Raw genomic sequence first — 21,723 nt, 5'->3', positions numbered from 1 at the left:
TACTAAATGGAAATTATTTTAGGTATTGCAATGTTCACTGTGGTGGTTTTAGCGTTAGCAGCAATTATCTTGTTTGCTAAATCTAAACTCGTAAACTCAGGGGACATTACTATTGAAATCAATCACGATCCAAGCAAAGCCATTCACTTGCCAGCAGGTGGAAAATTATTAGGCGCATTAGCAAGCAAAGGGATTTTCGTTTCTTCAGCTTGTGGGGGCGGTGGCTCTTGTGGTCAATGTGTGGTGAAAGTAACTGAGGGCGGTGGTGATATTCTACCAACAGAACTTTCTCACATTTCAAAACGTGAAGCGAAAGAAGGTTATCGTCTAGCTTGTCAGGTAAATGTTAAAACCAATATGCAAATTGAATTACCTGAAGAAGTGTTCGGCGTGAAAAAATGGGAATGTACCGTTATTTCTAACGACAATAAAGCAACCTTCATCAAAGAGCTTAAATTACAAATTCCTGAAGGGGAAGAAGTACCATTCCGTGCGGGTGGTTATATCCAAATTGAAGCAGATCCACATACGGTTTATTACAAAGACTTCGATATTCCAAAAGAATATCACGAAGATTGGGATAAATTTGATTTATGGCGTTATGTGTCAAAAGTGGACGAGCCAATTGTGCGTGCTTACTCAATGGCTTCATACCCAGAAGAGAAAGGCATCATTATGCTAAACGTGCGTATTGCTACACCACCACCACGTATGCCTGATGCTCCACCAGGACAAATGTCTTCTTATATTTGGTCATTAAAACCAGGTGATAAAGTAACTATTTCTGGTCCATTCGGTGAATTCTTCGCGAAAGATACTGATGCAGAAATGGTATTTATCGGTGGGGGTGCAGGTATGGCACCAATGCGTTCACATATCTTTGACCAACTAAAACGTTTGAAATCAAAACGTAAAATGTCATTCTGGTACGGGGCGCGTTCAAAACGTGAAATGTTCTATGTAGAAGATTTCGATACCCTACAAGCAGAGAACGATAACTTCAAATGGCACGTGGCACTTTCTGATCCATTGCCAGAAGATAATTGGGACGGCTACACAGGCTTTATTCACAACGTGCTTTATGAAAACTATCTGAAAAATCACGAAGCACCAGAAGACTGTGAATACTATATGTGTGGGCCTCCAGTGATGAACGCAGCGGTAATCAAAATGCTCAAAGACTTAGGTGTTGAAGACGAAAACATTTTATTAGATGACTTTGGCGGTTGATAACGCTGTTAAATAAAGAAAAAGAGCGGTCAGATTTCTGACCGCTTTAGCCATTTTTAGCCACAGAAAAATTAGCGATAGATTTATGTTAAGAAAAGTCAAAACGGTTTACGGCTGGGCCATCGCCTTACTCTTGGTGAGCAGCTTAACCGCCTGCCAAAAAGATCCCGAAATTGTTACCTTAAGCGGTAAAACAATGGGAACCACTTACCACATTAAATACATCACCGCAGAAGCAACCCAATCGGCAGCGGATACCCACGAAGGGGTGGAAAAAATTTTAAAAGACGTGAATGACAAAATGTCCACCTATATTCCCACCTCTGAATTAAGTCGTTTTAACCAAAACCGTGCAGTGGATACCCCGATTGAAATTTCTGCGGATCTAGCCAAAGTGATAGGTGAAGCCATTCGTTTAAATAAGGTTACACAAGGTGCATTAGATGTTACCGTAGGGCCATTGGTGAACCTATGGGGCTTTGGACCAGAAAAACGCGTGGAAAAAGCCCCAACCCAACAACAGCTTGATGAACGCCGTACGTGGGTAGGCATTGAAAAATTAAAACTGAGCGAAAGTGCGGGTAAATTTTACCTAGAAAAAACTGTGCCAGAACTTTATGTGGATTTATCTTCCATCGCCAAAGGCTTTGGTGTCGATCAAGTGGCGGACTATCTTGAAAGTTTGCATATTGGCAACTATATGGTGGAAATTGGCGGCGAAATCCGTGCCAAAGGCAACAACAGCGAAAACAAGCCTTGGCAAATAGCCATTGAAAAACCCACTACGGACGGCTCAAGAAGCGTGGAACAAGTGGTCGGTTTACATAATTTGGCAATGGCAACTTCAGGCGATTATCGCATTTATTTCGAAGAAAATGGTGTGCGTTATTCTCACGAAATTAATCCGCAAACAGGTCGCCCAATTCAACATCATTTGGCGTCAATCACTGTGCTTGATCCCTCATCAATGACGGCAGACGGCTTATCCACAGGCTTGTTTGTACTCGGTGAAGATGAAGCGCTCAAAGTGGCGGAGCAGCAACAATTAGCGGTATATTTAATCATCAAAACAGAAAGTGGTTTTGAGGTAAAAATGTCTTCCGCATTTAAACAATTAATCAATCCATAAAGGTGAAAAAATGGAACTGTTTTTTATTACTTTCGGCTTTTTCCTTGCGGTGATTTTAGCGATGTCCATCGGCTATATCATCAAACGCAAATCCATTGCTGGCAGCTGCGGGGGGATTTCTTCCCTTGGCTTAAAGAAAGTATGCGATTGCGATGAGCCTTGCGATAACTTAAAAGCCAAAGTGGAAAAAGGCGAAGTGGACGCATCAGAATTAGATCGCTTCAACAAAAGCGAAACGAATTTCTACGAAGTAAAATAATTTCCGAATAACCAAAGTGCGGTCAAAAATTTGAAAAAATTATGATGAAATCAAAAACTTATGAACAATATTTCCCTGCATTAAGCGAAAGCCAACGTGCAGAAAACAGCAAAATTAAAGTAATTTGTGGAATGTCTGGTGGCGTGGATTCTTCCGTTTCCGCCTTTATTCTTCAGCAACAAGGCTACCAAGTGGAAGGCTTGTTTATGAAAAACTGGGAAGAAGACGATGACACCGATTACTGCACCGCAGCCGCAGACTTGGCGGACGCACAAGCGGTATGCGACAAGCTCGGCATCAAATTACATAAAATCAATTTTGCCGCTGAATATTGGGACAATGTTTTTGAACATTTTTTAGCGGAATACAAAGCTGGCCGCACGCCAAACCCTGATATTCTGTGCAACAAAGAAATCAAGTTTAAAGCCTTTTTGGAATATGCCGCAGAAGATCTGGGCGCGGATTATATCGCCACAGGGCATTATGTGCGCCGCCGAGATCACAATGGCAAAGCGCAATTATTGCGTGGTTTAGATCCGAACAAAGACCAAAGCTATTTCCTTTACACCTTAAGCGAAAGCCAAGTGGCGCAAAGTCTGTTTCCTGTAGGCGACATTGAAAAACCTGTGGTGCGTGCCATCGCAGAAGATTTAGGCTTGGTTACCGCGAAGAAAAAAGATTCCACCGGCATTTGTTTTATTGGTGAGCGTAAATTCAAAGATTTCTTGGCGCGTTATTTGCCTGCTCAACCAGGGGACATCAAAACCACTGAGGGCGAAGTCATCGGTCGTCATCAAGGCTTAATGTACCACACCCTCGGGCAACGCAAAGGCCTAGGCATTGGTGGCGTGAAAGGCAAAGCGGAAAATGCGTGGTATGTAGTGGAAAAAGATCTTACTAACAATGTGTTAGTGGTTGCTCAGGGCTTGGATAATTCCGCCTTGCTCTCCAGCGGATTAATCGCACAACAGCTGCACTGGGTAGATCGCCAACCCATTCGCGAACCGCTTCGTTGTACGGTGAAAACCCGTTATCGTCAAATAGATATTCCTTGCCAAATCATTCCTCTTAATGATGACAGCATTGAAGTGCGTTTTGATGAACCGCAAATCGCAGTAACCCCAGGGCAATCTGCCGTGTTCTACCAAGGGGAAATTTGCCTTGGCGGCGGCATTATTGAACAATCAATAAAATAAAAACTTCGCGAAATTCCACCGCACTTTATCTTGCCAAGTTGTATGAATAAAGTGCGGGGCAAATTTCTCAATTTTTTCGGCTTAATGAAGAAACGGCTATGTGGCACAGAATTTACACTTGCATAATGTATCTCGTTCAACCGCTGATTTGGCTATTTATTTTGTTGCGTAGCCTAAAAGCGCCAGCTTATCGTCAGCGGATTTTGGAGCGTTATGGCATTTATCGCGCTACACAAACTCCGCCAAAACCGAATGGCGTGTTAATCCACGCGGCGTCCGTTGGGGAAGTGATTGCAGCTACCCCTTTGGTGAAAGCGATTCAACGCCGTTACCCTGAATTATCTATCACACTTACCACCGTTACGCCAACAGGTTCTGAGCGCGTCAAAGCTGCTTTCGGTGATCAAGTCAGCCATTTTTATTTGCCTTACGACTTACCTGGGGCGATTAAACGCTTTGTTCGTTTCATTCAACCGAAAGTCTGTATTGTGATCGAAACCGAGATTTGGCCAAATTTAATTTATCAGCTACACAAACAGCACATTCCGTTTATTATCGCTAACGCCCGTTTATCTGCCCGATCAGCAAAACGTTATGGCTGGTTGGAAAGTTATATCCAAGCCATTTTAAGCAAAATCAGCCTGATTGCGCCGCAGGATAACATCAGTGGACAGCGTTATCTCAAACTGGGTTACGATCCAGAAAAGCTCAAACTCACAGGCAATATTAAATATGATTTAGTGCTAAGTGAGAGCTTACTCACTGAAGCCGAAAAGCTAAAAGCCCAATGGAAACAACAACGCCCAGTGTGGGTCGCCGCCAGCACCCACGAAGGTGAAGAAAGCCTGATTTTAGAAAGCCACCGCTTATTATTACAAGCCTTTCCCGATTTATTGCTGATTCTCGTGCCACGCCACCCAGAACGTTTTAACGAAGTGGCGGAGCAAATTGAAAAACAGCATTTCACCTTTGTGCGCCGCAGTGAAAATCGTGCGCCACAAGCCGATACTCAAGTGGTGCTAGGTGATACAATGGGCGAGCTAATGTTAATGTACGCTTTGGCCGATGTCGCCTTTGTCGGGGGTAGTTTAGTGAAACGAGGCGGACATAATCCCCTTGAACCGATCGCTTTTCAAATTCCTGTGGTGAGTGGTAAATATACCTTCAATTTCCCCGAAGTTTACCGCAATTTAATGGAAGTTCAGGGCTTTGTTGAAGTGAACAATAATGCCGTCGCCATCGCAAGAGTGGTGGAAATTTTGCTAAATTCATCAGCCTTGCGTGAACGCACAGGGAAAGCGGGCTACGGCGTATTATTAGAAAATCGCGGTGCTTTACAACGCTTGCTCGATTTACTTCAACCTTATTTGGACGCCCCGTAAACACAGAATTTTGCCTGAACGCCATAGCAGAATTTAAAGGAGAAAGAATGACAACCGTAATTTACCCCGGCACCTTTGATCCCATCACCAACGGGCATTTAGATATTATCGAACGAAGTGCGGTGCTTTTTTCCAAAGTTTTTGTTGTTGCCATTGCTGCCAGCCCAAGTAAAAAGCCCTTGTTCGATTTAGACACCAGAGTAAAAATTGCACAGCAAGCGGTCGCTCACTTACCCAATGTGGAAGTGTTTGGCTTTGCTGATTTGCTGGCTAAGGTGGTGCAAGAAAAACACATTCACGCGATTATCCGCGGCGTGCGAACCACCACCGATTTTGAATACGAACTGCAACTTGCCAGCCTAAACCGCTTATTAACCAAAAATGAAAATGGGCAAGGCGTGGAAAGTTTATTTTTCCCACCTAGCGAAAAATGGGCCTTTGTTTCTTCCACCATCGTGCGAGAAATTCATCTACACGGCGGTGATGTGAGTGAACTTGTGCCGCAATCCGTGTTGCAAGCAATGAAAGCTCCTATTGAGAAATAACAGGATATAAAAATGGGGCGAACTTTCGCCCCAAGTTTTATCTATGCCTTATTTACCCATACACCTTACAGCAAACTCACCTTAAAGGTGCAATTCCATTGGGTTTCGTTTAAACGATAAGCCTCTTTGAGTGCTGGTCCACAAGAGTTTGAACCAATACCACTCATTTTATAATCCACACACAGCACGCAGTAAGGACTTTCCTGCAAATCATAATGATGTTTTTTGCTTGCCAATTCTTCTTGGCTGTAAGGGGAAAGGTTAAAGCTGAACGGGTGTTGAGCGGTGATATACAAACCACCTTCCGCACCGGTTAATTTAATAAAAGAACAATGATAATGGCTGCCATTTTCCTGCGGTTTTAAATAATCAACGTGATTTTGCTGTGGGGTTGTTTGATAAATCCCAAGCTGAGTGGCGTGGTGTTTATCAATATAGCTTTCGCCCTTGCCATAGGCAAAATAACGGGCTTGCCATTGTTGTTTGGTTAAGTAGAAACGTAGCCCAAAGCGTGGCAAAAAAGGCAAGTGCGGTGCTTTTTTTGCGTGAATTTTGATCTCAAAATAGGCGTGATCAAACAAATGATATTCCACATTAAGATCTAGAATTTTGCTTTGCGAAACCGCTAGCAAAGCGCAGTGAGCTTGTACGACAACACGATCTTTCTGTTGTTCCACTTGCATTGTGTAGGCTCGGCTATAAGCCTGATGATAGCCTGCTGCAAACCAATGTGCTTTGATTAAGCTATCGTTATCCAATGGTGCACGCCAAATATTAAAATCCAGCGGACGCTGAATAATCGGACGTTGTGCAGAAAGTAGTTGTGAGAGAATGCCTTTTTGTTTATCGAAAACGTATTTTGTGTTGCCAAAGGTAATGTGGATTTCTTGTGAGCTGTGCTGGATATGGGCTTGCTCTGGCAGGCGTGGGGGGTAAAAACTAGGCAGCCGTTTGTCGCCAAATAAACAAAGCTGATCCACGCCGAGTAAATGATTTTTTTCCACTAAAGGTGTGGCGTGTTTTGCGCGATATTCTAAATTCAACAGCAATAAACTGCCATTATTTGGTGGCAAGGTGAAAGGTAAAAGTGCGGTGTGTTTTGGCGGAATTTTTGGCGTGGCAATTTGTCCTTGTTGCACGAGAACCGTATTTTCTAATAGTTGATAGTGAATGCTCACGGCATCTTCTGCGTGAGTAAAATCAAGATAATTGGTTAGTTCAATCTGCCCATTGTGGTATTTAGCGCGTAATGGTCGTTGCACATTTTTGAGTTCAAGCAAATTGCTTTGAATACGGCGATCCGCTCGCACTAAACCGTCAGCACAGAAATTGTTATCGTTAGGGAAATCGCCAAAATCGCCGCCGTAGCCCATTTTTTTAGATTGTGGCAAATAAGGGCTGTGATCGCACCATTCCCATACAAAACCACCGCAAGCACCTGCGTGCTGTTCCATCGCTTGGAAATAATCTTCCGCATCACCGCAAGAGTTGCCCATCGCGTGCAGATACTCGCAGAGTAAATAAGGTTTCGTGTTATGTTCAGTGGCGAAATAGGCTTCTATATCTTCTGTGCTGCGATACATTTCGCTGTGTAAATCTAAGTGCGTGGTATCATTTTGGTGATCGGAATGTTGGAAAATCGCATTTTCATAATGCACTAAACGAGTGGGATCAAAAGCCTTTACCCAGCGAGCGGCAAGCTCGAAATTTTCACCGTAGCCACTTTCATTGCCGAGCGACCAAATCAGCACACTAGGGCGATTTTTATCTCGCTGCACATTGGCTTGTACACGATCTAAAATCGCTTGTGTGAAATCTGGGCTACGCGCCATATAACAATAATTATCAATAACTTGCTGGCGAATGGCTGCCTGATCAGACACCGTTTCTACGCCAAGTAAAATGCTTTTTTCGGGGCTTGGCACATAGACGGCATTGGTGCCGTGGCTTTCAATATCTGCCTCGGCGATCAAATAAAAACCGTAGCGATCGCACAATTCAGCAAACCACGGTGCGTTAGGATAATGAGCGGTGCGAATGGCGTTGAAATTGTGTTGCTTCATTAGGCGTAAATCTGCCATTGCCTGCTTTTTACTAATTGTGTAGCCGTTTTGTGGATCGCTGTCGTGGCGGTTTACCCCTTTAAATTTTATGGGCTGTTGGTTGAGCAATAAAACGCCATTTTTTACGTCAATCTGGCGAAAGCCAATTTTTTGGCAAATCACTTCTTCGCCATAGCAAATCAATAAATCGTAACACTGCGGTGTTTCTGCATTCCATAATTGAATGTTTTCTACGCAGAATTGGTGCTGTTCGGTATGGAAAAGTTTTTTTCCTTGTGGATCAAAAAGATGGTAGGTGATTGTTGGGGCATTTTCAGGCTGGCGGAAAAAAATATCCAAATTTACCACCGCACTTTTTAAATCCGCAGAAAAGGTGGTTTTGATGAAAAAATCTTGTAGATAATTTTGCTCACGTTCCAATATATACACATCTCGGAAAATGCCAGACATTCGGAACTTATCTTGATCTTCCAAATAACTGCCATCACACCACTTTAACACTAAGGCGGTAAGGTGATTTTCCCCTTGCTGTAAATAATCGGTGAGATCAAATTCTGCGGTGCAGTGGCTGACTTGGCTATAGCCTATAAACTGTTGATTCACATAAAGAAAAAGGCAGCTGTCCACCCCTTCAAAATTAATCAAGTAGCGTTTGTTGGCGTTGGGTTGAAAATTGAAAGTGCGGTGATAAAGTCCGCAAGGATTTTCCTGTGGAACATAAGGCGGATCAAAAGGAAAAGGATAATTGACATTGGTGTATTGATGTTGATCATAGCCTTGAGTTTGCCAAGTGGAGGGCACGGGAATGTGCTGTTGAAAGTTGAAATGGAGGAAGTTTTCCGGCAAATCCCAATAACTCTTAAAATAATGAAAATCCCAATTTCCATTGAGATCAGTGAAATAGGGAGAAAATTCTCGCGAATTTTGCACCGCACTTTGCATATTAGGGTGTGGAATAAAATAAGCGTGATGAGGCGTGGTGTTTAGGTGTAGCACCTTTGGATCTTGAAAGTAATTAGGTAAAAACATAAGGCAGCCTAAATAAGTTGTGATGCAAAAAATATACGCCAATTCTTAGCGAAAGTGTGGACGAAAGAGAAAATTTGTGAGAACGATCACGGAATGAAATTAATGCTTTAAAATCAAGCCATTACAAGTGGATAAAATCAGAAAAGCAGGGAAAGATCGGCGTAAGTCTACAATAAAAAGGGTTTTTTTGCTATATTAAACCACTTTGATTTTCCATATCGTATTCGTTTACTCCTAAAGGAGTAGGATACAAAAGAAATAAAAAGAGGAGTATATGGTTTTTGATACTTATGAAACATTGGCGTTAGCCTGTTTAGTTTTATTATTGGGGTATTTTTTAGTAAAGCGCGTTCGTTTATTAAATCACTATAATATTCCTGAGCCTGTGGTGGGCGGTTTTGTTGTCGCAATCATTTTGACGGTGGTTCATCAGTTTTGGGGATTAAGTTTCAGCTTTGATACGGATTTACAGCGTACAATGATGCTGACATTCTTTACCTCTATCGGCTTGAGTGCGAATTTTTCTCGTTTAATTAAAGGCGGAATGCCATTGGTGATTTTCCTTTTGTTGCAGCTGGATTGATTGCGTTACAAACACCGTGGGCATTTTCAGTGCCATGGCATTAGGGCTAGATCCCGCTTATGGATTGTTGGCAAGTTCCGTTACCCTAACAGGGGGGCACGGCACAGGCGCGGCTTGGGCTGATGCGCTGGCGGCACGTTTTGGTATTCAAAGTGCTACAGAATTAGCGATGGCTTGCGCCACCTTTGGCTTGATTTTGGTGGTGTTATCGGTGGGCCGGTGGCGAGCTTTTTACTTAAACGCTTACATCGTAAAGAAATTCCAGAAGATGAAAATTTAGATGATGTGGAAGAGGCTTTTGAAAAACCGGTGTATCGCCGTAAAGTAAATACTCGCTCAATTATTGAAACAATCACAATGTTGTCTATTTGTTTATTCATTGGGCAGCAATTAGATTTATTAGCGAAAGGCACGGCATTCCAGCTCCCAACTTTCGTGTGGTGCTTGTTTACTGGGGTGATTGTACGCAACTCTCTATCCCATATCTTTAAATTTAAAGTAGCGGAAGAAGCCATTGATATTTTGGGTAGTGTCGGACTTTCTATTTTCTTGGCGATCGCCTTGATGTCGCTAAAATTGTGGGAATTAGTCGGCTTAGCCTTGCCAATTTTGGTGATTTTGCTCATTCAAGTGGCAGTAATGGCGTTATATGCAATTTTTGTTACTTTCCGTGTGATGGGGAAAGACTATGATGCCGTGGTGTTAAGTGCGGGTCATTGCGGCTTTGGTTTAGGGGCAACGCCAACAGCTGTTGCGAATATGCAAGCCGTAACTTCCCACTATGGGCCTTCCCATAAAGCTTTCTTGATTGTGCCAATGGTTGGTGCATTCTTCATTGATATTCTTAATGCGAGTTTGTTGAAACTCTTCGTGGAAGTAGTGGCGATATTCCATTAAGAAAGGAAAATTAGGTATAAATAAAAAATCGTTGTTGATGAAACTTAACAACGATTTTTTTATCACTATCTTTTCAATTTAACCTTTTCCACCGCGTGATTTGCGCCCTTGGTTAAAATTAAATTGGCGCGCTCACGGGTCGGTAGAATATTTTCTCTCAGGTTTTTGCCATTGATGTCTTCCCAAATTTTGCTCGCTGTGGCAACGGCCTCTTGCTCAGAAAGGCTGGCATAGTGCTTAAAGTAAGAATCAGGATTATTAAAAGCACTTTGGCGAAATTTAAGGAAACGGCGAATGTACCATTCTTTTAATAGACTTTCTTCCGCATCAACATAAATAGAAAATCGACAAAATCAGAAACAACGACTTGATTTGTATTGCTATTTCCGCGTTGTAGCACATTCAATCCTTCTAAAATAAGAATGTCGGGCTGATCAACATAATCAAACTGATCAGGCACAATATCGTAAGTTAAATGAGAATAAATTGGCGCGCGTACATTGCGTTTGCCTGATTTTATATCAGCCAAAAAATGGATCAGGCGTTGGGTATCATAAGAAACAGGAAAACCTTTCTTTTGCAACAGGTTATCTTTTTTGAGTTTTTCTAAAGGATATAAAAAGCCATCGGTGGTGATGAGATCCACTTTACGCACTTGTGGCCAGTTAGATAAGAGTGATTGCAAAATCCGCGCGGAAGTGCTTTTCCCTACCGCAACACTGCCTGCAATGCTGATAATATAAGGAGTTTTTTGCTTATCCCCACCAAGAAAACGGGTTAAAACGGTCTGACGGCGCAGATTTTCCTCAATATAGTAGTTAATTAAACGCGCCAACGGCAGATAAATGGTACTAACTTCATCTAATGACAGATCTTCGTTAATCCCTAGCAAAGGCTTGAGATCTTGCTCGGTGAGTTTTAATGGAACGGATTTGCGTAATTCTGCCCATTGTTGGCGATCAAAAGAAAGAAAGGGCGTTAATTGCTCATTTAATAAAGTTGAATCAGAAAATGCCACAATGTTGTCTTCATATTTATAGAATGTTGAATAGAAATATACCCTATAAATTTGCTTATGATTAGCGAAATTTAGAATAAATTGGCACTTTTTTTATAAAATTTGTGCGTTTTGAGTGAGAAATAGCCGAACAATAAAAAAAATCTATTTTTTTTCAAAAAAACGCTTGTCAGTGATAAAAATTTCCCTATAATACGCCTCACTTGCTTACGACGCCGACTTAGCTCAGTAGGTAGAGCAACTGACTTGTAATCAGTAGGTCACCAGTTCGATTCCGGTAGTCGGCACCATAACCAATCGTAGTCAAGTTCATTCATTTAGTGCGGAGGGATTCCCGAGCGGCCAAAGGGAGCAGACTGTAAATCTGCCGGCTCAGCCTTCGAAGGTTCGAATCCTTCTCCCTCCACCATTTTTTAGATGAATTCTGATGGGACAGATGAATTTAGGACTGCGGGCATCGTATAATGGCTATTACCTCAGCCTTCCAAGCTGATGATGCGGGTTCGATTCCCGCTGCCCGCTCCAAAGCGCTGATATAGCTCAGTTGGTAGAGCGCACCCTTGGTAAGGGTGAGGTCGGCGGTTCAAATCCGCCTATCAGCACCAGCCTTAACTTCACCTTTCTCTTATTAATAGTTTAAACTTAATTCAATTGGTTAATGTGGTATTTTGAACCATCGATAACCGTGTTTATCTAGAGGGACTCTTAATGTCTAAAGAAAAATTTGAACGTACAAAACCGCACGTAAACGTGGGTACAATCGGCCACGTTGACCATGGTAAAACAACTTTAACAGCAGCAATCACCACAGTATTAGCAAAACACTACGGTGGTGCAGCGCGTGCATTTGACCAAATCGATAACGCGCCAGAAGAAAAAAAGCGCGTGGTATCACCATCAACACTTCACACGTTGAATACGATACTCCAACACGTCACTACGCACACGTTGACTGCCCAGGACACGCGGACTATGTTAAAAACATGATTACTGGTGCGGCGCAAATGGACGGTGCAATCTTAGTAGTAGCAGCGACAGACGGCCCAATGCCACAAACTCGTGAGCACATCTTATTAGGACGCCAAGTAGGCGTACCATACATCATCGTATTCTTAAACAAATGCGATATGGTAGATGACGAAGAGTTATTAGAATTAGTAGAAATGGAAGTGCGTGAGCTTCTTTCTCAATATGATTTCCCAGGTGATGATACACCAATCGTACGTGGTTCAGCGTTAAAAGCGTTAGAAGGCGATGCGGCATGGGAAGAAAAAATCCTTGAGTTAGCAAACCACTTAGACACTTACATTCCAGAGCCAGAGCGTGCGATTGACCAACCATTCTTATTACCAATCGAAGACGTATTCTCAATCTCAGGTCGTGGTACCGTAGTAACAGGTCGTGTAGAGCGTGGTATTATCCGCACGGGTGATGAAGTAGAAATCGTAGGTATCAAAGAAACTGCGAAAACTACTGTAACAGGTGTAGAAATGTTCCGTAAATTACTTGATGAAGGTCGTGCAGGTGAAAACATCGGTGCATTATTACGTGGTACAAAACGTGAAGAAATCGAACGTGGTCAAGTATTAGCAAAACCAGGTTCAATCACACCACATACAGACTTCGAATCAGAAGTTTACGTATTATCAAAAGAAGAAGGTGGTCGTCACACTCCATTCTTCAAAGGTTACCGTCCACAATTCTATTTCCGTACAACTGACGTAACAGGAACAATCGAGTTACCAGAAGGCGTGGAAATGGTAATGCCAGGCGATAACATCAAAATGACAGTAAGCTTAATTCACCCAATCGCGATGGACCAAGGTTTACGCTTTGCGATTCGTGAAGGTGGACGTACAGTAGGTGCGGGTGTTGTAGCGAAAATCATCAAATAATGATGATTGCTAGGTAACACTAGAAAAGCTAAAAGCTAAGAGAGGGCATCGAAAGATGCCCTTTTGTTTTGCTTGGATTTTTTTTGAATGAAAAAATTGGAAAAAATGACCGCACTTTTGTTATAAAAGAATAAATAAAGTGCGGTATAAATTTTTAGGGATTTTTTCTTTTCTATATTTTATTCTCTCACGTCAAATCTATTTTCATTTGACAGTGAATTACCTTCTATTGGTTTAGTGTTTCAATAAAGAGAATTGGTGCAGAGACACAAAATACATTAAACAGATAATAAAAAACTTAGCGAAAAAGCACCGCACTTTAGTTTTATCTATTTTCTGTTTGTAATCCTTACACCTCCAACCAAAACGTAACCGGTCCATCATTAGTTAAACTCACTTGCATATCAGCGGCGAATTTGCCGGTGGCAGTGGTAATGCGTTGTTGGCTTTTTTGTACGAAGTAATCGTAAAGCTGCTCGGCTTTTTGTGGTGCTGCGCCGTTGGAAAAGCTAGGACGTAGGCCTTTTTGAGTGTCGGCGGCGAGAGTGAATTGGGAAACCACCAGCAATTTGCCGTTTATTTGTTGGACGTTCAAATTCATTTTGCCTTGTTCATCGCTAAAAACGCGGTAGTTCAGCACTTTCTCTAATAAACGATCCGCTTTGCTTTCATCATCTTCTTTTTGCACGCCAAGCAGCACTAACAAACCTTGCTGAATTTGTCCTGTGATGTTGCCATCGACTTCTACTTTAGCTTGGATAACTCGTTGAATTAATGCAATCATTATTGTTCCTCAATTTGCTGTAATTTAATCTCACCATTTTTTAATAAACGCATATCGCCTAGCACCGCAGCCAGTTGCGCGCCGAGCAAAATGGCAATCCAGCTGAGCTGAATCCACAGTAACATAATTGGCAATGTTGCCATTGCGCCATAAATCAGTTGGTAAGAAGGGAAATTGGCGATGTACCAGGCAAAGGCCTGTTTGCCCAAGGTGAAGAACACCGCAGCGACCAACGCTCCAGCAGCAGAATGTTTAATGCTGACAGATTTATTCGGCACAATTTTATAAATTAAAGTGAAAATAAACCAAGTGAGCATAAAAGGGATAAAGCGAAGTAATTTTAAGCCAAAAGGCAAACTCAAATCAGATTGCAGAAAATCTCTCGCTAACGAGGTTACATAGGTGCTAATTCCGATACTGGTGGCAATAATAATTGGCCCAAGGGTTAAAATCAGCCAGTAAATGGCGAAAGAAAACACCGTTGGACGGACACTGCCATCGTGCCAAATGCTGTTTAGGGTGCGGTCAATAGTATTGATGAGCATTAAAGCAATCACAATTAAACTGATGATCCCAACTGCACTCATCTGTTTAGAATTATTCACAAACTGATCAATATATTCTCCCACCATATTGCTGGCGTTTGGGGCAAAATTGTCAAAGATGAATTGTTTCAACTCGCCCGTTACTTCATTGAAAACAGGAAAGGCGGAGAAAATGGAAAATACCACCATAATCAGCGGTACAAGTGCTAGCATTGTGCTGTAAGTGAGATAGCCCGCCGCTTGGGTGAGTTTATTTTGATTGAAACGCAACCAAAACACCTTGAGAAAGAGGCTTAGTTTTCGCCATAAAACTGACATAGCATTACTCCACAACAATGTTTAAATTTCTTCCCTGAACCGCAAATACAAGGCTGCTTCATTGCAGGCAGGGTAACAGTGGGATCGGCAAAATACCAGCGTTCCCCCACGTTTACAAATAAGGATTTTTCGTGATGAATTTGCTCGCCCTCTGCGCTTAAAAATTTCGCCTTAAACTCCACCGCACTATGGGTTTTATCTAATTTAGGATCGTGTTTTAGCACCTCTAAGCCCCGCCACTGGGTTTGCGCCGCCCATTGTTTTAATGCTTCATAGTCCAGCAATGTTTGTTGGCTTGGTACGGTGGTTTCCACAATATAATCAATATCTTGCAACACAAACGCCGCGTAGCGCGAACGCATTAATTGTTCGGCGCTTTGGGCAATTTTTTGCTTTTGATGTAAGGGCTGGCAACAATCTTGATATGCGTTACCCGATTGGCAAGGACAAAGTGCGGTGGTTTTTTCGTCCATTTTTCAACAATGATCCTTCAAGTAGTTGGCAAATTAGCCTAAGCATATCACATCAAGTTGATGATTTCATTTGCCAAAAAGAAAATAGGGCGTACAGAATTTGTGATAATTTTTGACCGCATTTTATTTTTTTTTTCTTATTATGCACCCACATTTTGATCGATTTCAGAGGCTTATATGCAATATTCATTAGCACAAACGGAACAAGGCGACGTTTTAGGATTAACCGCCAAAATGGCAAACCGCCACGGTTTAATCGCCGGGGCAACCGGGACAGGGAAAACCGTTACCTTACGCAAAATGGCGGAGGCATTTAGCGATGATGGGGTGCCAGTGTTTTTGGTGGACGTGAAAGGGGATTTGTCGGGCTTGGTAAAAGCTGGGGAATTCCAAGGCAAAGTGGCAGAGCGCATTGAACAATTTCACCTAGGTGGCGAAAGCTATTTGCAAGGTTATCCTGTTTCTTTCTGGGACGTGTTTGGCGAAACCGGGATTCCATTGCGTACCACCATTTCTGAAATGGGGCCATTGTTGCTTTCTCGTTTATTGAATCTCAACGCCACGCAAGAGGGGTTGCTTAATTTGGTATTTCGCGTGGCGGACGATAAAGGCTTGTTGCTGATCGATCTGAAAGATCTGCGTGCAATGCTGAAATATGTGGCAGAAAATGCCAAAAACTTCCAATTGGAATATGGTAATGTGTCCGCCGCCAGTGTGGGGGCAATTCAGCGTGCCTTACTAGCCTTAGAAAACGAGGGCGCAAGTAAATTGTTTGGCGAGCCTGCTTTAAACCTTGATGATTGGTTACAAACCCGTGATGGACGTGGCGTGATCAACGTCTTAAATTCAGAAAAATTAATTAATTCACCAAAAATGTATAGTGCGTTTTTGCTTTGGTTAATGGCGGAGTTATTCGAGCAACTGCCTGAAGTGGGCGATCCTGATAAACCAAAATTTGTGATGTTCTTTGATGAAGCGCACTTATTATTTGATGGCGCGCCAGCCGCGTTGGTGGATAAAGTGGAGCAAGTGGTGCGCTTGATTCGTTCGAAAGGCGTTGGGATTTATTTCGTTACACAAAATCCATTAGATTTGCCCGATACGGTGCTGGGGCAGCTAGGAAACCGTGTGCAACACGCTTTGCGCGCTTTTACGCCACGCGATCAAAAAGCCGTGAAATCGGCGGCTGAAACGTTCCGCACCAATCCAAAAGTGAATGTGGTGGAAACCATTTCAACCTTGGGCGTGGGGCAGGCTTTGGTGTCTTTCCTTGACGAAAAAGGAATGCCATCACCAGTGGAAATTGCTTATATTTATCCACCAAAAAGTCAGCTTAAACCGATTTCTGCTGAACAGCGCAACCAATGGGTGAAAGATGATGATCTTTACCCTTATTACAATAATTATGTGGATAATGTTTCCGCCTTTGAAATGTTACAAGAGCAGGCAGATCTGGCTGCTGTCGCACAAAAACAAGCGGAACAAGCCCAAGAGGAAGAAGAAAACGGCTTTATGGGAAGCCTTAGCCGAATGTTGTTTGGCAAGAAAAAACGTGGCGAACAACTGAGTGTTACCGAACAAGTGGTGAGCAGCGTGGCGAAATCGGTCGGACGCAACATTCGCAACCAAATCACCAAGCAAATTATGCGCGGGATTTTAGGGGCGTTGAAGAAATAAGATTTTAATTTACATCGTGAAAGGCTTAAAACCCGTGATAAGGTTTTAAGCCTTTTTTCTATATTGTGAGAATTGCGAGAGTTACATTTATTTTTGTACTACTGCGTGATAATGCAACTTATCAATAGCTTGAATGAGCATTTCATCACTCACTTTCTCGTCAGCCACCACATTCACCAAACGTGAATTAAAATTCGCTTTGGTCGATTGCACGCCATCAATGTTGCGTAATTCTTTATTGACTAAATAAACGCAAAGCTGGCAATTCATTTCTTCAATATGCAACGTAACCTTGCGTTCTGCGGCAAGACTTGGCAATGAAAAACTAAGTGCGGTCAAAAAAAGGTAAAATTTTTTTCATTCTAAATAATCCAAAATATAAGGTAAAACATAGGGATAAGTTAAGAAAAGAGAATAATCAGCGCCATTAGCCAATATAAAATTTGCAATGTACGGCGTGAGAGATATTGGCTACAAATCACTTTTCCTGAGAAATTCAGCAGCCAAAAGCCATAGCCAAATGCGATGAGAGAAATCACGAGCATTGGAATTTGCAAAAATGCCAGCTGATTTAAGCTCACTAGCCAAGTGCTAGAAATTCCAAATAACAGATACAACAATGGCGCAATACAGCAGAGTGTCGATGCCACCGCAGCACTCACTGCAGTGGTACATATCGCCCAAAATTTGGCATTTCCGCCTTTCGGATTAGCGTTGCTGCGAGATAAATTCATAACCAAATTCTTTTGCATCAAAGGAATTTAATGGATCGCCGCCCACTTCTGCATAAGGATAACCAAAATTATTGATTGGCGCGAGTTCAGGCGTTGGGTAAAGAGTGAAATCGCGTGCGTGATTAAAGCCCATCCAGTTGCCTTCCCAATTTCCGAATAAATAATCTGAAACTGCTTGGGTATCGCTATCTGCCACTGCTTTTTTCTCTGTTAGGCGATATTTTGCCACGTCCGCGGAATCTACAGGAACCCAGCCAAAACCTGCTAGATAAAATTCCGCACGACAATGTTGTCCGCCATTTTCATTGGCAATTTTGTTTTTGGCGCTACCAAACGCGGATTTAGAATATTTGCCCATTTTCACCGCCTCTCCTAAACGAATACCGAACACTTCGCGAGCGGGAATACCAGAAGCACGCGCTAAAGCAACAAATACAGAATTAATATCCGTGCATTTTCCTTTTAACACGCCTGTTGTTAGGATTTTTTCCACATCACCATCGCCACAGCCTAATACGGAATTATCACGCTCCATATTTGCCACAATCCATTGATGAATACGTTCTGCTTTTTTGAGCGGATTTGTTTCATTTCCTACAATTTTATCGGCATATTCTTTCACGATCCCGTCAATTTTAATATGTTTTGTTGGCTGTAAATAAGGTTGCACATCAACGCCATATTCTATTTTTTCTGGCGCTTGATAATCTTTCAATAAGCCCAGTTTCTTCGGTTCACGATCTTGGGTTTCCACAACCAGCGTAACGGTTAAATTGCGTTTTTGTGCTTCTGGTGTCCAAGTGGCAAATAATGTACTAGCACTATATTGATTATTTTCTGTGATGTAAGCCTGTTGATAATTGCCATCAAATGTGATGGATTTCACCGTTTGATAGTCGTTACTAAAAGGCAATGGTACCCACAAATTTGTTGTTCCTGATGAGCCTTTTGGCACTTGTAAATCATAGGTTTGCGTAAATTCGTAAGTGTGCGTAGTGGTGTTAGGATTTGCCACCGTTTGCGCATTGGCTAACGTTGCCGCTGCGAAAAGTGAGCTGGTAAAAAGTGCGGTGGTAAAAAGTGCGGTGGTAAAAATCGTTTTTTTCATAGAAAACTCCTGTTTACAAAAGGGATTGCAAGGTTACGCCATTCAGTAAAAAATGGGCTACCTTATAGGAATCAGGCGAGAGAAAACGCGTTGCGTCAAATAATTGCCAAATTTCTAACCTTCCTTAAATCCTTAAGAGAAATTGAAAACGGCAAGAATGGTATAACGATGAAAACCAGAATTGAAAACAGTTTGATCATTTCCTATACACAATACTTGCGATATAGCTGTTCAACGAACAAAGGGATTTTACGATTTATGGGTGAAATTGCAATCTTTTGTTGATTGGCGGGGTGAAATAATCGGATAAAAAGGCATAAAATCCATAATGATTGTTATGCTTGATTTTAGAGCGTTAAGTAAAAAGTGCGGTAAAAAATTCGTAAAAATTCCACCGCACTTTCTTTTTCTAACATTAAACCAATAATGCCGCCGCTTTCACCACAATATCAATGGCGTTTTGCTCGGTTTGATGAATGGTTTCTTCATTTGGGATTTCTTGTTGTGTGCGGTTTACAATCGCACCAGCCACCATACCAGCACGCAAGCCTAAAGCAGAACACATAGTAAATAAGGTGGCACTTTCCATTTCGTAGTTCATTACATTTAGCTCTTGCCATTGTTTTAATGAACCTTGATAGTGGCGATAAATTTTGCCAGTGTAAGTGTCGTAGCGCTCTTGCCCTGGGTAGAACGTATCTGATGATGCGGTGATACCAATATGCACTTTCGCTTTATCATTTTCTAATGCCGCTTTGTGAAGCATTGAAGTGCAAGTAAAGTCCGCTACCGCTGGATATTCTAATGGCGCGAAATGACGGCTTGCCCCATCTAAACGCACCGCACCTGTAGTGATCAAAATATCACCCACATTAATATGCGGCTGAATTGCCCCTGTTGTGCCAATGCGTAGGAAAGTGCGCACGCCTAATTGCGCCAATTCTTCCACAGCAATAGAAACCGAAGGCCCACCAATCCCTGTGGAACAAACCACCACGGCCTTGCCATTAAGATAGCCAAGCCAAGAAGTAAATTCTCTGGTCGCGGCTAAAAATTTTGGATTGTCCAATAAACGAGCAATACGTTCAACACGTTCTGGCGCACCGGGAACAATGGCAAGTTGCGCGCCATCTAACATTGCTTTCGTTAAGCCTAAGTGAAATACATCAGACATAATGACTCCTATTTTAGTTATAAATGAATGAGTTATGGAGTAATATCACGCAAAATTGGATTTTGCATTGAAATCAAGGTTTCGGTAGATTGAATTTCATCAATCAACTGAATTTTGGTTGCGAGTACGGAATGAAGCTCCGCAATGGTGTGGGTCATCACCTTAATAAAAATGGAATAATTCCCCGTGGTGTAATAAGCTTCCACCACTTCTTCAAATTTTTCTAATTTCGCGATCACCTTATCGTAATCTTTCGCGCTTTTGAGAATAATGCCAATGAAACAACAGACATCATAGCCTAGTTTACGCTGATCGATGCGGATCTTTGTGCCTTGAATAATACCCGCTTGACGCATTTTTTCTACACGAACGTGAATTGTCCCAGGGCTTACGCCAAAATTTTTCGCCATTTCTGCGTAAGGGGTGCGTGCATCTTTAATCAACACACGCAGGATTTGTTTATCTAAGTTATCAATATTGTGCATTTTCTCTTTCCAAAATTAAATTTGATTTAAAATTATAGCCACTTTTTTATGGAAAAACCATTTTCGATCTTATTTTTGTTTGTGGGTGTTGAATTTTGCTCTCATATCATTAAATAATATGCAACGAAAATCAAAACCAGTAATAAACAAGGTTCATACAATGGAAAAATCATTTATTTTACAACAACAAGAAATTAGCTTTGCTAAAAACACCTTTACCCAAAAACTTTTGGAACATTTAGGTCTTGTAGAAGTTCAGGGCCCTATCCTAAGCCAAGTAGGCAATGGTATTCAAGATAATCTTTCAGGAACAGAGAAGGCAGTGCAAGTAAATGTGAAACAGATCACAGATGCCACCTTTGAAGTGGTTCATTCTTTAGCCAAATGGAAACGCCATACCCTTGCTCGTTTTGGTTTTGCCGAGGGAGAAGGCTTATTTGTACATATGAAAGCACTTCGTCCAGATGAAGATAGCCTTGACCAAACACACTCTGTGTATGTTGATCAATGGGATTGGGAAAAAGTGATCCCTGCAGGTCGCCGTAACCTAGACTATTTAAAAGAAACCGTGCGTGAAATTTATCAAGCAATCTTAGAAACAGAAGCGGCAGTAAGTGAAAAATTCGGTTTAACACGTTTCTTACCGCAGGAAATCACTTTCATTCACAGTGAAGATTTAGTGAAACGCTACCCAGGAATGAACGACAAAGAACGTGAAAACGCGATTTGTAAAGAATACGGTGCGGTGTTCTTAATTGGTATCGGTGGTGAATTATCAGACGGTAAGCCACACGACAAACGTGCGCCAGACTATGATGACTGGACAACCGTTTCTGAGGGCGAATACAAAGGCTTAAACGGCGATATTTTAGTTTGGAACCCAACCTTAGAGCGTGCTTTTGAGCTTTCTTCAATGGGTATCCGTGTAGATGAAACCGCTTTACGCAAACAGCTTGCCATTACAGGTGATGAAGATCGCCTACAATTTGACTGGCACCAAGATTTAGTAAACGGTCGCTTACCCCTTTCTATCGGCGGCGGTATCGGTCAATCTCGCTTAGCGATGTTATTGTTGCACAAAAAACACATTGGTGAAGTGCAATCGAGCGTATGGCCTAAATCTGTAATGGAAGAGTTTGCTAACATTCTTTAATTTCCTTAAAAGCATAAAAGCCTAACTTTTTGATTTGCTGTCAAAA

Annotated in this window: 16 protein-coding genes, 4 tRNA genes and 4 pseudogenes; 14 read left to right on the top strand and 10 right to left on the bottom strand. The window is 42.0% G+C overall.

Annotation, left to right across the window (positions count from 1 at the left end):
• Nucleotides 1–6 precede the first annotated feature (6 nt).
• From nqrF to coaD, 6 genes are all read left to right on the top strand, one after another.
• Complete coding sequence (gene nqrF / locus C3Z13_RS02165; protein ID WP_103854400.1) at nt 7–1,230, top strand: NADH:ubiquinone reductase (Na(+)-transporting) subunit F; 1,224 nt, start codon at nt 7–9, stop codon at nt 1,228–1,230.
• A gap of 85 nt (nt 1,231–1,315) precedes the next feature.
• Complete coding sequence (locus C3Z13_RS02160) at nt 1,316–2,359, top strand: FAD:protein FMN transferase (RefSeq protein ID WP_103854859.1); 1,044 nt, start codon at nt 1,316–1,318, stop codon at nt 2,357–2,359.
• Nucleotides 2,360–2,369: 10 nt separating this feature from the next.
• Nucleotides 2,370–2,618: a (Na+)-NQR maturation NqrM gene (gene nqrM / locus C3Z13_RS02155; protein WP_103854402.1), complete on the top strand. Its 249-nt coding sequence runs from the start codon at nt 2,370–2,372 to the stop codon at nt 2,616–2,618.
• A 44-nt stretch (nt 2,619–2,662) separates the two neighbouring features.
• The gene (mnmA, locus tag C3Z13_RS02150) at nt 2,663–3,814 is read left to right on the top strand and encodes a tRNA 2-thiouridine(34) synthase MnmA (RefSeq protein ID WP_103854867.1); all 1,152 of its coding nucleotides are present in this window, start codon (nt 2,663–2,665) and stop codon (nt 3,812–3,814) included.
• 98 nt (nt 3,815–3,912) lie between these two features.
• Entirely contained in the window at nt 3,913–5,196 is a 1,284-nt protein-coding gene (gene waaA / locus C3Z13_RS02145; RefSeq protein WP_103854858.1) for a lipid IV(A) 3-deoxy-D-manno-octulosonic acid transferase, read from the top strand.
• Between the two features lie 47 nt (nt 5,197–5,243).
• Nucleotides 5,244–5,741: a pantetheine-phosphate adenylyltransferase gene (coaD, locus tag C3Z13_RS02140; RefSeq protein WP_103854857.1), complete on the top strand. Its 498-nt coding sequence runs from the start codon at nt 5,244–5,246 to the stop codon at nt 5,739–5,741.
• Nucleotides 5,742–5,806: 65 nt separating this feature from the next.
• Here coaD and C3Z13_RS02135 read toward each other — a convergent pair whose 3' ends face one another.
• Nucleotides 5,807–8,833 carry a glycoside hydrolase family 2 TIM barrel-domain containing protein gene (locus C3Z13_RS02135; protein ID WP_103854856.1) on the bottom strand — a complete coding sequence of 1,009 codons (3,027 nt, stop codon included), beginning with the start codon at nt 8,831–8,833 and terminating at the stop codon, nt 5,807–5,809.
• 274 nt (nt 8,834–9,107) lie between these two features.
• Between C3Z13_RS02135 and gltS the strand changes: the two are divergent.
• A pseudogene (gltS, locus tag C3Z13_RS02130) lies at nt 9,108–10,313 on the top strand (sodium/glutamate symporter).
• 65 nt (nt 10,314–10,378) lie between these two features.
• Here the strand turns inward: gltS and coaA are convergent.
• Nucleotides 10,379–11,331: pseudogene (coaA, locus tag C3Z13_RS02125) on the bottom strand (type I pantothenate kinase).
• Between the two features lie 214 nt (nt 11,332–11,545).
• Between coaA and C3Z13_RS02120 the strand changes: the two are divergent.
• From C3Z13_RS02120 to tuf, 5 genes and pseudogenes are all read left to right on the top strand, one after another.
• Nucleotides 11,546–11,621: transfer RNA gene (locus tag C3Z13_RS02120), tRNA-Thr, on the top strand.
• Nucleotides 11,622–11,655: 34 nt separating this feature from the next.
• Nucleotides 11,656–11,740 (top strand) — tRNA-Tyr (locus tag C3Z13_RS02115).
• Between the two features lie 41 nt (nt 11,741–11,781).
• Nucleotides 11,782–11,856 (top strand) — tRNA-Gly (locus tag C3Z13_RS02110).
• Nucleotides 11,857–11,860: 4 nt separating this feature from the next.
• Nucleotides 11,861–11,936: transfer RNA gene (locus tag C3Z13_RS02105), tRNA-Thr, on the top strand.
• Between the two features lie 103 nt (nt 11,937–12,039).
• Nucleotides 12,040–13,226: pseudogene (tuf, locus tag C3Z13_RS02100) on the top strand (elongation factor Tu).
• A gap of 349 nt (nt 13,227–13,575) precedes the next feature.
• Here the strand turns inward: tuf and dtd are convergent.
• The 3 genes from dtd to C3Z13_RS02085 are packed head-to-tail and all read right to left on the bottom strand — an operon-like array spanning nt 13,576 to nt 15,346.
• Nucleotides 13,576–14,010 carry a D-aminoacyl-tRNA deacylase gene (dtd, locus tag C3Z13_RS02095; RefSeq protein WP_103854855.1) on the bottom strand — a complete coding sequence of 145 codons (435 nt, stop codon included), beginning with the start codon at nt 14,008–14,010 and terminating at the stop codon, nt 13,576–13,578.
• The gene (locus C3Z13_RS02090) at nt 14,010–14,873 is read right to left on the bottom strand and encodes a virulence factor BrkB family protein (protein ID WP_103854854.1); all 864 of its coding nucleotides are present in this window, start codon (nt 14,871–14,873) and stop codon (nt 14,010–14,012) included. The genes dtd and C3Z13_RS02090 overlap by 1 nt, the downstream gene beginning before the upstream one ends.
• Nucleotides 14,849–15,346 carry a YchJ family protein gene (locus tag C3Z13_RS02085; protein WP_103854853.1) on the bottom strand — a complete coding sequence of 166 codons (498 nt, stop codon included), beginning with the start codon at nt 15,344–15,346 and terminating at the stop codon, nt 14,849–14,851. The genes C3Z13_RS02090 and C3Z13_RS02085 overlap by 25 nt, the downstream gene beginning before the upstream one ends.
• Before the next feature lie 177 nt (nt 15,347–15,523).
• On the opposite strand from C3Z13_RS02085, the gene C3Z13_RS02080 reads away from it, so the two are divergent.
• Nucleotides 15,524–17,023, top strand: coding sequence for a helicase HerA-like C-terminal domain-containing protein (locus tag C3Z13_RS02080; protein WP_103854852.1), 1,500 nt, complete (start codon nt 15,524–15,526; stop codon nt 17,021–17,023).
• Nucleotides 17,024–17,110: 87 nt separating this feature from the next.
• On the opposite strand, the gene C3Z13_RS02075 is transcribed toward C3Z13_RS02080, so the two are convergent.
• The 5 genes and pseudogenes from C3Z13_RS02075 to asnC form a co-directional block, all read right to left on the bottom strand.
• The gene (locus C3Z13_RS02075) at nt 17,111–17,362 is read right to left on the bottom strand and encodes a heavy-metal-associated domain-containing protein (RefSeq protein WP_103854851.1); all 252 of its coding nucleotides are present in this window, start codon (nt 17,360–17,362) and stop codon (nt 17,111–17,113) included.
• Nucleotides 17,363–17,380: 18 nt separating this feature from the next.
• Nucleotides 17,381–17,757: pseudogene (locus C3Z13_RS02070) on the bottom strand (mercuric transporter MerT family protein).
• Nucleotides 17,732–18,865: a transglutaminase-like domain-containing protein gene (locus C3Z13_RS02065; RefSeq protein WP_103854850.1), complete on the bottom strand. Its 1,134-nt coding sequence runs from the start codon at nt 18,863–18,865 to the stop codon at nt 17,732–17,734. Before C3Z13_RS02065 ends, C3Z13_RS02070 begins: the two are co-directional and overlap by 26 nt.
• A gap of 415 nt (nt 18,866–19,280) precedes the next feature.
• Nucleotides 19,281–20,039: a uridine phosphorylase gene (gene udp / locus C3Z13_RS02060; protein WP_103854849.1), complete on the bottom strand. Its 759-nt coding sequence runs from the start codon at nt 20,037–20,039 to the stop codon at nt 19,281–19,283.
• A gap of 32 nt (nt 20,040–20,071) precedes the next feature.
• Nucleotides 20,072–20,524 (bottom strand): transcriptional regulator AsnC, encoded by a 453-nt coding sequence (gene asnC / locus C3Z13_RS02055; RefSeq protein WP_103853521.1) that lies wholly within the window; start codon nt 20,522–20,524, stop codon nt 20,072–20,074.
• Nucleotides 20,525–20,684: 160 nt separating this feature from the next.
• Between asnC and asnA the strand changes: the two genes are divergently transcribed.
• On the top strand, nt 20,685–21,677 hold the full coding sequence (gene asnA / locus C3Z13_RS02050) for an aspartate--ammonia ligase (RefSeq protein WP_103853522.1): 993 nt from the start codon (nt 20,685–20,687) through the stop codon (nt 21,675–21,677).
• Nucleotides 21,678–21,723 lie beyond the last annotated feature (46 nt).

Origin of the sequence: Avibacterium endocarditidis (assembly GCF_002921145.1) — a bacterium.
Lineage (GTDB): Bacteria > Pseudomonadota > Gammaproteobacteria > Enterobacterales > Pasteurellaceae > Avibacterium > Avibacterium endocarditidis.
Note: the sequence above shows the minus strand (reverse complement) of the source record. Positions and strands in the feature narration are given on the sequence as shown.

Coding starts and splice junctions, on each gene's coding strand:
- C3Z13_RS02090 (WP_103854854.1), bottom strand. CDS start 14,873: ATGTCAGTTTTATGGCGAAAACTAAGCCTCTTTCTCAAGGTGTTTTGG.
- asnA (WP_103853522.1), top strand. CDS start 20,685: ATGGAAAAATCATTTATTTTACAACAACAAGAAATTAGCTTTGCTAAA.
- asnC (WP_103853521.1), bottom strand. CDS start 20,524: ATGCACAATATTGATAACTTAGATAAACAAATCCTGCGTGTGTTGATT.
- dtd (WP_103854855.1), bottom strand. CDS start 14,010: ATGATTGCATTAATTCAACGAGTTATCCAAGCTAAAGTAGAAGTCGAT.
- mnmA (WP_103854867.1), top strand. CDS start 2,663: ATGAAATCAAAAACTTATGAACAATATTTCCCTGCATTAAGCGAAAGC.
- nqrF (WP_103854400.1), top strand. CDS start 7: ATGGAAATTATTTTAGGTATTGCAATGTTCACTGTGGTGGTTTTAGCG.
- waaA (WP_103854858.1), top strand. CDS start 3,913: ATGTGGCACAGAATTTACACTTGCATAATGTATCTCGTTCAACCGCTG.
- nqrM (WP_103854402.1), top strand. CDS start 2,370: ATGGAACTGTTTTTTATTACTTTCGGCTTTTTCCTTGCGGTGATTTTA.
- C3Z13_RS02080 (WP_103854852.1), top strand. CDS start 15,524: ATGCAATATTCATTAGCACAAACGGAACAAGGCGACGTTTTAGGATTA.
- C3Z13_RS02135 (WP_103854856.1), bottom strand. CDS start 8,833: ATGTTTTTACCTAATTACTTTCAAGATCCAAAGGTGCTACACCTAAAC.
- udp (WP_103854849.1), bottom strand. CDS start 20,039: ATGTCTGATGTATTTCACTTAGGCTTAACGAAAGCAATGTTAGATGGC.
- C3Z13_RS02065 (WP_103854850.1), bottom strand. CDS start 18,865: ATGAAAAAAACGATTTTTACCACCGCACTTTTTACCACCGCACTTTTT.
- C3Z13_RS02160 (WP_103854859.1), top strand. CDS start 1,316: ATGTTAAGAAAAGTCAAAACGGTTTACGGCTGGGCCATCGCCTTACTC.
- coaD (WP_103854857.1), top strand. CDS start 5,244: ATGACAACCGTAATTTACCCCGGCACCTTTGATCCCATCACCAACGGG.
- C3Z13_RS02085 (WP_103854853.1), bottom strand. CDS start 15,346: ATGGACGAAAAAACCACCGCACTTTGTCCTTGCCAATCGGGTAACGCA.